Source organism: Prevotella sp. C561 (assembly GCF_000224595.1).
GTDB classification, from domain to species: domain Bacteria; phylum Bacteroidota; class Bacteroidia; order Bacteroidales; family Bacteroidaceae; genus Prevotella; species Prevotella jejuni.
In genome coordinates this window covers 276850-289687 of sequence record NZ_JH114140.1, presented here as the reverse complement: position 1 = coordinate 289687, position 12838 = coordinate 276850, and the positions used below count along the sequence as shown (strand labels likewise).

Annotated in this window: 12 protein-coding genes; 6 read left to right on the top strand and 6 right to left on the bottom strand. The window is 40.2% G+C overall.

What is annotated here, in order from left to right; genetic code table 11:
• Positions 1–933: 933 nt before the first annotated feature.
• On the top strand, positions 934–2952 hold the full coding sequence (locus HMPREF0666_RS02720) for a TonB-dependent receptor plug domain-containing protein (RefSeq protein ID WP_232214048.1): 2019 nt from the start codon (positions 934–936) through the stop codon (positions 2950–2952).
• A gap of 140 nt (positions 2953–3092) precedes the next feature.
• On the opposite strand, the gene HMPREF0666_RS02715 is transcribed toward HMPREF0666_RS02720, so the two are convergent.
• The 6 genes from HMPREF0666_RS02715 to HMPREF0666_RS02685 all read right to left on the bottom strand — a co-directional run bounded on the left by HMPREF0666_RS02715 (position 3093) and on the right by HMPREF0666_RS02685 (position 7876).
• Positions 3093–3542, bottom strand: a complete 450-nt coding sequence (locus HMPREF0666_RS02715) for a hypothetical protein (protein ID WP_009010772.1) — start codon at positions 3540–3542, stop codon at positions 3093–3095.
• Positions 3539–5059, bottom strand: a complete 1521-nt coding sequence (locus HMPREF0666_RS02710) for a DNA methylase (RefSeq protein WP_009010771.1) — start codon at positions 5057–5059, stop codon at positions 3539–3541. Before HMPREF0666_RS02710 ends, HMPREF0666_RS02715 begins: the two co-directional genes overlap by 4 nt.
• Before the next feature lie 376 nt (positions 5060–5435).
• On the bottom strand, positions 5436–5906 hold the full coding sequence (rlmH, locus tag HMPREF0666_RS02700; RefSeq protein WP_009010769.1) for a 23S rRNA (pseudouridine(1915)-N(3))-methyltransferase RlmH: 471 nt from the start codon (positions 5904–5906) through the stop codon (positions 5436–5438).
• Position 5907: 1 nt separating this feature from the next.
• Positions 5908–6471 carry a Maf-like protein gene (locus tag HMPREF0666_RS02695; RefSeq protein WP_009010768.1) on the bottom strand — a complete coding sequence of 188 codons (564 nt, stop codon included), beginning with the start codon at positions 6469–6471 and terminating at the stop codon, positions 5908–5910.
• Between the two features lie 10 nt (positions 6472–6481).
• Positions 6482–7000: an HAD family hydrolase gene (locus HMPREF0666_RS02690; RefSeq protein WP_009010767.1), complete on the bottom strand. Its 519-nt coding sequence runs from the start codon at positions 6998–7000 to the stop codon at positions 6482–6484.
• Between the two features lie 75 nt (positions 7001–7075).
• Positions 7076–7876, bottom strand: coding sequence for a Rossmann-like and DUF2520 domain-containing protein (locus HMPREF0666_RS02685; RefSeq protein WP_042855906.1), 801 nt, complete (start codon positions 7874–7876; stop codon positions 7076–7078).
• 131 nt (positions 7877–8007) lie between these two features.
• On the opposite strand from HMPREF0666_RS02685, the gene kdsB reads away from it, so the two are divergent.
• From kdsB to HMPREF0666_RS17850, 5 genes are all read left to right on the top strand, one after another.
• Positions 8008–8748: a 3-deoxy-manno-octulosonate cytidylyltransferase gene (kdsB, locus tag HMPREF0666_RS02680; RefSeq protein ID WP_009010765.1), complete on the top strand. Its 741-nt coding sequence runs from the start codon at positions 8008–8010 to the stop codon at positions 8746–8748.
• Between the two features lie 204 nt (positions 8749–8952).
• Positions 8953–10116, top strand: coding sequence for an AIR synthase-related protein (locus HMPREF0666_RS02675; RefSeq protein ID WP_009010764.1), 1164 nt, complete (start codon positions 8953–8955; stop codon positions 10114–10116).
• 6 nt (positions 10117–10122) lie between these two features.
• Positions 10123–11094 carry a membrane protein gene (locus HMPREF0666_RS02670; RefSeq protein ID WP_009010763.1) on the top strand — a complete coding sequence of 324 codons (972 nt, stop codon included), beginning with the start codon at positions 10123–10125 and terminating at the stop codon, positions 11092–11094.
• A gap of 19 nt (positions 11095–11113) precedes the next feature.
• Positions 11114–12226, top strand: a complete 1113-nt coding sequence (gene prfA / locus HMPREF0666_RS02665) for a peptide chain release factor 1 (protein ID WP_009010762.1) — start codon at positions 11114–11116, stop codon at positions 12224–12226.
• 356 nt (positions 12227–12582) lie between these two features.
• Positions 12583–12750, top strand: a complete 168-nt coding sequence (locus HMPREF0666_RS17850) for a hypothetical protein (RefSeq protein WP_232214047.1) — start codon at positions 12583–12585, stop codon at positions 12748–12750.
• The last annotated feature ends 88 nt before the right edge of the window (positions 12751–12838 follow it).

Below are 12838 nucleotides of genomic sequence, written 5' to 3'. Positions count from 1 at the left end.
TGCCAACAATCTTTGTCTACCAATAGTAAGAACCTACCTATTGACTTGCAAATTTACGAAATGTTTCTGTAATATGGGTAGTATAAGCACAGAACCTTTTGAGTCAATTTGATTATTAGACTGCAAAGGGCTACAATTCGCATCATTGGTATTGTCGCTTAAATCGTTGATAGTCTTATTTTCTGATAAACATGTTCTCTTTTTAAGTTGGTCATTAGTGGCTTATTCTTCTCTTTATCACGGCAATCATAAGGCTTATTTGGCTTTTCGGTTGATGTTCCAGATATTCCTTTTATATCTTAGAGACCATTTCTTTATGAGAGAAGGTCGAACACTACTATACTTTCCTGTGACTCTATAGAGGAGATAATGGTTGATGTTCGATACATCAGGATAATTAGTAAGGCTATGAAAAATCATTACATAAAATTGGATTGAACGTCCTCTATATATGAGTATATAATCCCTTGAGAGTAAGTTTGTAACTTTCGATAAATCAGGATATTATAAATAGTATTGAAGAACATGCTCTTCTTGCTCCAAGAAGAGCGTCTTCTACATGCAAGAAGAGCATCTTCTTGAAGGTTGTTAGGCCTCTTCTTGATCCTTAAAGGGCGTGTACTACTTCCATGAAGGGCGAAAAATATTGACGAATTATCATTGGTCTAATGACCAAAAGAGGGTGGAGAGAGTTAAGACTGTACCCTTTCACCTCTCTAAGTCTGTATCTCACGACTCGTTGACAGTCTCTTTTTCTCACAGAGAGCACCCTAAAAAGTTAAAGAAAAAAGGATTTTCTATGGTTAAGTATGGTTTTTCTTTTTTTAATTGAATTATTTAATAATTTTGTGTAAGTTTGCATATAATTCTACAGATGATTATCTTTATTCTTGAAAATCTATTGCAGATATTTATTTACTGATGCCTATCTATATGAGAAAACTACTGTTCGTCATATTGCTAATATGCTTTCATACATCATTGTATGCACAGACAAACAATGTCTTGTTGAGTCGTGTACTTCGTCAAGTACAGTTGTATCCGCAAGAGAAGACATACGTGTTTACTGATGCCGAAAGTTATCAAGCAGGACAACGAATACATCTGCGGGTCTTCTTAGTTAATGCGGTGGTCCATCAGGCAGATAGTATCAGTCGCTATGTATATGTAGAACTGCTTAATCCAGAGCGTTTGGTTGTAAAAAGAGTACGTTTACTGCGTAGCGATCAGGGCTTTGTAGGACATATAGACATCCCAGAAGGTGTGGTGAAAGGGCGATATGTGTTGCGTAGCTATACGAAGAATATGCTGAACCTTAGTCGTTATGAAAGTCTGAAAAGTATCTTTATCGGTGGGCATGGGAGGTTGACTCCTTCTAAGTATAGTAGTAGCTTAAATAGAGAAGAAGCTAATAATAGTATTAACTTATTAATCAATGTCTTAAAGAAAGGAATTAAAGTAAGTATTGAGAATCTATCTGATAATTCAGAGGACGACTATAGACTCTTCGTACATTGCCGTTCCATCCCGCTTTATTTTGGAAAGATAAGCAAAGAGAAAGATGTTATTTTGAGTTATGACAGTCTTTCTCAAGGAGGTATTTATTCATTCCAACTACTCGACACTAAACTCAATAAGGTAGCAGAACGATTGAAGTTCGTATATCCAGAGAAGGAGTTATGTCCGATTTCAGTAAGATGGACAGACGGCGAAAAGCTTAATAACAATCAAATTCCTTGTATTATTAAAGCTGATAGCTTGCGAGAAGGAGAGACGATGGATGTTTCAGTACGTGTAGAATATGCTGGTGTAGACAACACAGTAGGGCAGTCGGATATTATTTCTCATCTATTATTTGATATGGATAAGGCTGATTGCCCAGAGGAACCATCGTCCGTATGTTTAGAGAGCGAGTCAGATAGCCTGCTTGATAGTTGTAGTTGGAATCGATACCGAATGTCTGATGTGATTAAAGGAGAATGTAAGAAGGGCCTAATAGGGGTTGAAAAGTCGGCTGTGATACGTGGGCGAGTAGAGTCGTTGATAGGACATAAACCAATAAAAGACGGTGTTGTAAATCTCATTTCACCCGACAAAAGCTTTTATGTTGTGACTAAGACCGATGCACAAGGGAGATTTTCATTTGAAGGGATAGACTTTCCTGAAGGGACACAGTATGTTCTGAATGCATTTACAAAGGCTGGGAAATCATGGGTAAAACTACTGTTAGATGAAGATGAGTACCCTTCCTATAAAGGTCAACTCCCTCCTTTCGTATGGACAAGCAATGACACAACACGTGTTGATGCAACATTAGAGCTACCAAAAGGCGGTATTCAAATGGAGGAAGTGAATGTATTTAGCCATCAGCCCACCTATTCCTCTCGTTCAGATGCCTATTCTCGTACCGCTGATTTCTCCTTCGGATTGCGTGACATCGAGAGCATTGGCGCTACTTGTCTGCATGAACTACTGCGCAGAGTGCCCAGTGTGACGGTTGAGTTTGGGAAGTGTTACGTTAGAGGTGGTTTTACTGTGGGAGGAAGACGACCGGCCGCAATCGCCATAGACGGTATATTTGTTAATGAAGATTACGACTTAGACAATATTCAAATGGCTGATGTAGAGAGAGTAGATGTCTTTAAGGGTGGTTCAACAGTTATCTGGGGAGCTATCGGAGGGATGGGAGTTATCTCCGTAACGACCAAGAAAGGAGATTTCAAAGCAGCTTCTGTCCCACTGACAAATACGAAGACATTTACGACATTGGGCTATCAAATCCCACAAGCTTACACCCCTAACGCACGTACACCCATGTGGTTGCCTTCCTTACGAGGAACGTCTTTCCGTCTGCTCTTCCCTGCCGAATATCGCTCAACTTATCGTCTTATCATCGAGGGGGTGACAAGTGAGGGACGAATAGTTCATTATACGGGAGAGATAGGAAAGTAGGATAGGGGAGAAGAGTAGGGGAAAGAGAATGCTTTCGCCCCTATTCTCTATTATAATATAAGGTGTGTGAGGACGCTAAAGATAAAATGTAGATGCGATAAGGATATAGTCATGCAATTCTTATCGGATAGTAATAGGTTTTAAAAGAGCTCATCATCGGGTGATGGGTATTCTTCTGAAGAAAAGATATCACCATCTATATTTATAATAGTATCAATGGAAACGCTTTTACCATCAGCCATAAGAATGACACGTTCACTATCACGAATACATTTAATAACTCCCGTGACGGTAAGATACTGTCCTCCAGTCTTTTTCTTATCAGGCTGAAAATAAGTGATAGAGACCGTAGGCTGTTCTCTTAAAGAATGAGAAAGTAATGCGAGCTTTCTATCTAATAACTGCTGATTGTCCTCCATCATGTCAACTTTAGGAGCTGTTAACCGAGCCGTTTCGATGATAGCTTCCTCGTAGCCCGTCAAAGCTGCAAAGGGAGCAAACTGTGCTGCACGATTGTAAAGGCTCATCTGTGGATGGCTTTTAGATACATGATGTGGTAGATGAATGATGTCATCGTAAGTCTCTGTCATGCTTTATGTCCTCCTATCTGTTTGTTCCGTTCCATTGCTGTAGCCCCTTCATCGAAGTTAAGACCACGAAGCAATGAGTTTTTTCCAAACCTATGTTTTATCTTTAAGATAGTTTCTTGCATCTTACGTTCACGTGCCAATTCGGCGTCTTCAAGCTGCTTTTTCCGCTTTACCTCTTCATAGTCAGTAAACATGTCAAGCTCTATCGGCTTAACAGTCTGCTGTTTTAAGAGGTCTTCACTGATAACATGATTGGTTGAGATGCTCAGTCTTCTTATTAATAAGCGTTTGTCTGTAATATCATCATAAACCCTAAGGATAGCTTCACCTATCAGTCGTGACGAAGAGGTGTAACGATGGAGATTGATAGAACCATGAGCCCTCTTGGGAACTTTCCTACCATATCTATCAAAGGATACAGGACCAGTATATTCGCGACCAGTAGGGGTGGTAAGGCTCTCACGGTCATAGCCTACGGACAAGACAAGCTGGTCTGCCACGCAACGTTTCTCTACTAAGTCTAACGCTATAGCGTCAGCCATCTCTTGGACGACGACCCTTGCCTTGCGATAAGTGTAGGCTTCCTGAAGCACCTGACCACTACTCATCGAACAGTTCTCTGGTCTGTAAGCCTTAACCAACTCCATTGTGCATGGTTCCCATCCCCAAGCATGATCAATGAGTAGTTCTGCATTGATACCGAAGAGCTTATACAACAATTCTTCTTGATGAATAGAACAACGTGCTATCTTACCCATTGTGTCTATACCATACATCGACAAACGTTGTGCAATACCTCCTCCTACACGCCAGAAATCGGTTAAGGGACGATGGTCCCAGAGTTTTTTGCGATAGCTTTCTTCGTCTAATTCAGCAATTCTAACCCCGTCTTTATCTGCAGGGATATGTTTCGCTACAATGTCCATGGCAATCTTACAAAGATACATGTTCGTACCTATCCCTGCTGTTGCAGTGATTCCCGTCTCGCTTAAAACCTCACGTATCATCTTTATCGCCAATTCGTGAGCTGTCATTTGGTAGCTTGAAAGATATGCGGTGGCGTCGATAAAGACCTCATCTATCGAATATACGTGTATGTCTTCGGGTGCTATGTAACGTAAGTAGATATTATAGATCTTTGCACTATGCCTGATATAGTGTGACATACGAGGTAAGGCTGTCACATAGTCAATCTCCCAATCAGGGTGTTGTTCAAGCTCTTTTACACTATATGACTTACCTGAAAACTCTTTACCAGCAGCCTTTCTACGCTCTTCATTGACTTCTCTTAGCCGCTGAACAACCTCAAAGAGGCGTGCACGCCCAGGTATGCCATGTGCCTTAAGTGACGGAGATACGGCAAGACAAATCGTCTTTTCTGTTCGTTCTCTATCTGCAACAACTAAGTTAGTCGTCAATGGGTCGAGTCCACGCTCTACACATTCTACACTGGCATAGAACGATTTAAGATCTATGGCTATGTATGTTCTTGTAGTTGATTTACTTGTTGCAGACATTGATAAAACGAATAGATAGACTGAATACAATTACTGATATATAGGTAGGAAGAACTGAATATTCTCAGTAATGGCCTTTTTGTTTGGGATAGCAAAAAGCCAAACTACAGGTAGAAAGGACTGAATATGCTCAGTAATGGCCTTTTTGCTTGGGACAACTAAAAGCCAAACTACAGGTAGAAAGGACTGAAAATGCTCAGTAATGGCCTTTTCGATATATTTTGTTATTTCTTTGCTGATTATAAAACTTACCTTTTTAATATTAATATAACGCACCATGAATGAATAAACAACCTATCCACATGCCCTATTTATCATAACTGCCATTATTTTAAGAAAGGCCTTTCTTGCAATTTCGTAATGCTAAAAGAGGCCTTTATTCATGGTGATATGGTTCACCTTTAATAATTGTACATGCTCGATAAAGTTGCTCTGTAAAGATGAGTCTGACCATTTGGTGTGAGAAAGTCATACGTGATAATGATATTTTTTCATTGGCCCGTACATAGACATCTGACGAGAATCCATACGGTCCTCCAATAATGAAAACAAGTCTGCGAGCCGTGTTTTGCTTTTGTTTCAACCAATTCGCATACTCAACAGAACGGTATTCTGCACCATGCTCGTCTAATAATACGACTGTATCTGAAGGCTGAATTTCCTTCAAGATCAGTTCACCTTCCTTTTGTTTCTGCTGGTCTTCTGAAAGGCTCTTCGTATTTTTCAATTCTGGAATTATCGTAATATTAAACGGCATATAATGCTCAATACGACTGACATAGTCGTCTATGCCAACCTTAAATATCTTACTCTGTGTTTTCCCGACAAGGATGAGAATAGTCTTCATATCATATCTTCTTTATTTCTTCCCATAACCTTTGCACAGGCAATCCCATTACATTAAAATAACTGCCGTTGATGGATGTGACTCCAATATACCCAATCCATTCTTGAATACCATAAGCTCCTGCTTTATCGAAAGGCTTGTAATGCTCTATGTAATAAATAATTTCATCATCAGAGAGCTGCTTGAAAGTGACATCAGTTGTCACTGAGAATGAATGTTCTTTATCGGTAGTCAACAAACAAACACCAGTAATGACCTGATGCGTTCTACCGCTGATAAGATGAAGCATACGCCGTGCTTCATCCGCATCTTTAGGTTTTCCAAGCACCTCATTTCCAACTATCACAACCGTGTCGGCCGTTATAACAAGGTCGTCCTCCCCTATCAAAGCTCGATAGGAGTCTGCCTTTTCACGGGAGATATAACCTGCCACTTCTGCAGCAGGTAGGTCTTTTGGATAGGACTCATCTATGTCGGGCAGTACTTTCACTTCAAATTCTAAGTCTAACCCAGCTAATAGCTCACGTCGACGTGGCGAATTACTCGCAAGTATAATATGCTTCATTATCATCTATTTACCAACCGAAAGCTTTCTCATTCAGCACCCATTTGCCTTGAGCTTTCATCACTTGTTCAAGTATATCACGTGCTACTCCTTGTCCTCCCTTGCAATCACTGATATAAGTTGATATCTCTTTAATTTCAGTACAAGCGTCTTTAGGACAGCAGGGGCAGCCTGCACGTTTCATAACTTCATAGTCTGGAATATCATCACCAACGTAGATGATTTCATCTTCCTGTAGCCCATACTTCTTAAGAAACTCCTCCCATGTGCGTATCTTCATCGAACAGTTGATATAAATATCCTTCACTCCAAGATAATCATAACGCCAACGAACATTCTCATTATGGCCACCTGTCATAATAGCAAGCTGTATGCCATGCTTTACAGCTAACTGAATAGCATATCCATCTTTGATATTTATCGTACGTAGTGGGTCACCCTTGTCGTCCATCTGAATGGTAGAAGCAGACAGAACACCGTCGACATCAAAGACAACAGCCTTTATCTTCTGTAAATCGTAGTTTATCATATAATCAAGAATAATAAAGTTATGATATAAGTAATATAATTATAGGTAGTTACACTTAGCTATTTAAGTTTGCTTTTAATCTTCTTTTTTGTCCAAAATGAGATTATCCACCATTGGATTAATCCCTTTTGAAAGCATTTGATAAAGCTTTTGTAAATCAGCGTTGTGTCTCATCAACTCTAACTGTTGGCTCATCACATTCTTGTCTCCACGTACAGCCGGTCCGGTTTGTGCCGCTTTCGGACTAAGTGTTTGTAGCTTCTCTGTTGTCTCATTAATCAATGGCAACATGACATCGAAAGGGATACCATGTTCACCAAGTATGTCGGAAGCTACGGTGTAACAGTAATTCGTGAAGTTACAAGCCCATACTGCAGCTAAGTGTAGATACTTTCTATCAGCAGAAGACAACGTTATCACTCGTTGAGAAAGCCTATTAGCAAAATTCCTAATCATATCCTCTGTTGCTGCAGAATTACCTTCTATAAACACTGGGATAGTCTTAAAATTGACATCCTTTACCTTCGAGAACGTCTGCATAGGATAGAATACGCCATAATGCTGCGCCTTCCCTTCAAAGCAACTCATGGGCATAGAGCCTGCTGTATGGAGGAACAACTTATCTTCCCTACCCTTACAAACCTCTGAAATCAAGTCACAGAGAACGCTATCCTTCACCGAAAGGATGTATATCTCTGCATCATCACGAAGTTTCGTGATATCTGTTAGCCACTCAGTATCAAGCAGTTCACCCAGCATCTTGGCAGATATTTCAGTACGGCTATACACTTGATTGATGCTGATACCTGCCTTTTTGAGTGCTTTACCTAACTGTGTAGCGAGATTGCCAGCCCCAATTAATATTACTTTCATCATGCCAACAAATTTAGTAAATTTAAAGGAAATAAGTCAGGAAGTCATCGCCTTTTTAATAAAGATTTACTACTTTTGCGCATACTGATAAGTTTAACAGATAGTATATATAACTTAAACGGATAGAAAGACGTATGAAATTTATTGGAATTATCCCTGCTCGCTATAGTTCTTCACGCTTTCCAGGAAAGCCTCTTGCAATACTTGGAGGGAAACCTGTAATAGAACATGTTTACAGACAAGTAAGTAGTGTGATGGAAGATGTTTTTGTCGCTACCGATGACCAGCGTATCTATGATGCTGTAGAGGCTTTTGGTGGTAAGGCCATTATGACTCGGAGTGACCATCAGAGTGGTACGGATAGAATCTGTGAGGCCCTCGAAAAGGTGGATGGAAGCTTTGATATTGTTATTAACATACAAGGTGATGAGCCATTTATACAAAAAAGTCAACTCGAGACAGTCATGCAGTGTTTTGATGACCCACGTACACAGATAGCAACACTCGGTAAACCTTTTGAGTCAATGGAGGCTGTGGAGAATCCTAATTCGCCTAAGATAGTACTCGACAACGATGGCTATGCTCTTTATTTCTCACGTTCAGTTATTCCTTTTGTACGTGGGAAAGAACGTGAGGAATGGCTATCTCATTTCCCTTATCTTAAACATATCGGACTCTATGCTTACCGTACTGAGGTGTTAAGGGAAGTTAGTAAGCTCCCACAGTCAACTCTTGAATTGGCAGAAAGCCTCGAACAGCTGCGTTGGTTACAGAATGGTTATAAGATAAAGGTAGGCCTTACAGATGTAGAAACAATCGGTATTGATACGCCAGAAGACCTTCAGCGTGCTGAAGAAAAGATGGTCAACCTATAAAAGCAGACGCTCTAAACTAAATAATGTTGCTTCCATTTAATCCAAACAAATCTCTCATAGATAGGACACTAAAACACCCTTGGAAGTTGATAAGTCTTTTATAGAGTCACAAAAGGCCTCTTTTACCTGAAAATTATGCTTTAATTCAACTTATAATCAACAAATATTAGCTACCTTTGCACGATAAAACTCCTTTTTAAAGATATGGACAACAGATACATGATGCGCGGCGTAAGTGCTGCTAAGGAAGATGTGCATAATGCCATCAAGAACATTGATAAGGGTCTTTACCCACAGGCTTTCTGTAAGATAATCCCTGATATTCTCGGTGGAGACCCAGAGTATTGCAATATTATGCACGCTGACGGTGCCGGAACGAAGTCTGCTTTAGCTTACATGTATTGGAAGGAGACAGGCGACTTAAGCGTATGGCGTGGCATTGCGCAGGACGCTATTGTGATGAACACAGACGACTTACTCTGTGTGGGTGCGGTAGACAATATTCTTGTTAGCTCAACTATAGGTCGTAATAAGATGCTTGTACCAGGCGAGGTTATCTCTGCTATCATCAATGGAACCGATGAACTCTTAGCCGATATGCGCAAGATGGGTATCGGCATCTACCCTACTGGTGGTGAAACAGCAGATGTTGGCGACCTTGTTCGTACGATTATTGTGGATTCAACTGTTACCTGTCGTATGCGTCGTGAGGATGTCATTGACAATGCAAACATCCGTCCAGGCGATGTGATAGTAGGTCTTTCTTCTACGGGTCAAGCTACCTACGAGACACGCTACAATGGTGGTATGGGTAGCAATGGTTTGACTTCTGCACGTCATGATGTATTTGCGAAATATCTTGCAGAGAACTATCCAGAGAGCTATGACCACGCAGTACCTGAAGAGTTGGTATACAGTGGCAAGTATAAACTAACTGATGTTGTTGAGGGTAGTCCAATTAATGCAGGTGAGTTAGTACTCTCCCCTACTCGCACCTATGCCCCTGTTATCAAGCGATTGTTGGATGAGTTGCGCCCAGAGGTTCATGGTATGGTACATTGCACAGGTGGTGCACAGACTAAGGTACTACACTTCGTAAACGAGAACTGCCGTGTCATCAAAGACAATATGTTCCCAGTACCTCCACTCTTCCGTGCTATTAAGGATTGTAGCGGTACAGATTGGAAGGAGATGTATCAAGTATTCAATATGGGTCATCGTATGGAGATCTATGTTCGTCCAGAGGTTGCTGAGCAGGTAATCGCCATTAGCAAGGATTTCAACATTGATGCACAAGTTGTTGGACACATCGAAGAAGGCAAGCGTAGCTTAACGATTAAGAGTGAGTTTGGCACATTTGAATATTAAGTTATTATGACAATAAAAGAAGCCATATTACTTAGTTTAAAGGATTTTCCTAAAGGAGCTATAGCAAGAGAAGTCTATCAAAACATATTAGATAAAGGAGTCTTTAAGTTTAATAGTAAAGCAAAGACACCTGATTCGACCGTTTCTGCCTGTTTGGGAACAATGGTTAAGAATGGAGATACACGTATTGGACGTTATCAGAATGAGAAGAATATATACTGTTATTACCTTAGTGAATATTCTAAGAATATAGGTAAGACAACAACCTCACGTACTCAAGATAGCACCATACCTAATGTTCCATTTCATGAGCGCGACCTCCATCCTCTTCTATGCTGTTTTCTACAGCATCAAGGGATTATGGCAAAGACCATCTTCCACGAGAAGTCCAAGAAAGATGACGAACATCAGAAATGGATACATCCTGATATTATTGGTGCAAAGTTCGTCGAACAAACAAATCCTATTAGTAATTCATTGTTTAAAGCAATAAGCAAGAAAGAGTCTTTACGGCTATATTCATACGAATTAAAGCGCAAGATAGATAATGATTATGAACTAAAAAAATGTTTCTTTCAAGCTGTTTCTAATTCAAGTTGGGCTAATAATGGATACCTTGTAGCTTTTGATATCAATGAAGAACTTAAAGATGAGCTTGCCCGTCTTAACCATTCTTTTGGTATTGGTTTTATCCTACTAAAAGCCAATCCGTACGAGAGTCAAGTCTGGTTTGAAGCTAAAGATAGACAAATAGACTTTAAGACAGTTAGTAAACTTAGCGAGATTAATCAACCCTTTAAGGATTTCATTAAATCAGTTGAGGCAGCTTTAACAGCAGACGAGAAGCATTTTACGGCATCTAAAGCTGCATTAGAAAACATTTGTGATAAATATCCAAAGTTGGATGGAGATATACAAAAATACTGTAGAGACAAACATATTCCAATAAGCGAAGAAGAGTTTACAGAAGAAATATAATTATATTCCCCAAAAGATTATGATAGATAACAACAATATATTACAGAAGCTCGACGGTCTTGAGGCCCGTTACGAAGAGGTTTCAACACTTATCACCGACCCAGATGTCATTGCTGACCAATCACGTTATGTGAAGTTAACAAAGGAGTATAAGGACCTGGGTGACATTATGGATGCTCGTCGTCGTTATATCAACTGTCTTACTACTATCAAAGAGGCAAAGGATATCATTGCTAATGAGAGTGATGCCGAAATGAAAGAGATGGCACGTGAGGAGTTGACAGAGAATGAGGAACTCCAACCTAAGCTTGAAGAAGAAATTAAATTACTGCTTGTACCGAAAGACCCAGAGGACGCTAAGAATGTTCAGATGGAGATTCGCGGTGGTGCAGGAGGCGATGAAGCAGCACTCTTTGCTGGTGATCTCTTTAATATGTACAAGCGTTTCTGTGACAAAAAGGGCTGGAAGCTCTCTATCACGTCCGTTTCTGAAGGCACTGCTGGTGGTTTCAAAGAGATTGACTTTGCCGTCGAAGGCGACAATGTCTATGGTACCTTAAAGTATGAATCGGGTGTTCATCGTGTACAGCGTGTACCAGCTACAGAGACACAGGGCCGTATGCACACATCAGCAGCGACAGTAGCAGTATTGCCAGAAGCCGATAAGTTCGAAGTAAATATCAATGAAGGCGATATCAAGTGGGATACTTTCCGTTCCAGTGGTGCTGGTGGTCAGAACGTTAATAAGGTTGAGTCTGGTGTACGCCTACGCTATCCTTGGAAGAACCCTAACACTGGTGAGGTAGAAGAAATCCTTATCGAGTGTACCGAGACACGTGATCAGCCAAAGAATAAGGAGCGTGCGTTGAGTCGTCTCTATACTTACATCTATGACCACGAGCACCAGAAGTATGTTGATGACATCGCAAGTCGTCGTAAGACATTGGTTTCAACTGGTGACAGAAGTGCCAAGATTCGTACTTATAACTTCCCACAGGGACGTGTCACAGACCATCGTATCGGCTACACCACCCACGACCTTCAAGGTTTCATGAATGGTGAAATTCAAGATATGATTGACGCTTTGACAGTTGCTGAGAATGCTGAGAAGCTGAAGGAAACAGAGTTATAATCAAGTATAATAGATAAATATGAATACAGAAGAAAAGCCAAAAAAGTGGTAGTAAATTAGAGTTTGATAGCAACTATGACTTGCGTCTTGTTAGTAATCTGAGCCCTGCACTTAGATGGGTATTGGTATTACCAATAGCTTTTCTTGCTGTGTTTATGATTCATCTAGCATACAATTTCATTGTTAAACTTGCATTATCAAACTTTGATGAATACGGGGTTATAAGTATTATAGTTAACAGTGTCTTCATACTTATCAAGTATAGTATATTTGTTGTGACCGCTGTAGGCACTGCACCCGTTAAAAGGGAACGGAAGTTCTTAGTGTCAATAATATTCGCAGTAATAGCATCTTGTATGTCTGTAGGTACTACAGCACTTTTATTATTATTCTCTCGTATTGACAGTATGGGAATGGTTATTGCTACAAGCATTGCCTCAATAATCGGTTCTTTCTTGGTAGTTTTGTACGTGAGAAGCGATACAAAGAAGCCTGTTGAGGATAAGAACATTACGGCTCAATAATAGAATACATCACAGATACATATTGTAAAAAATATAGGGAGTGAACGGTTCGTAATTAGTTATAACTTGATATTAACAGACGTAAGAG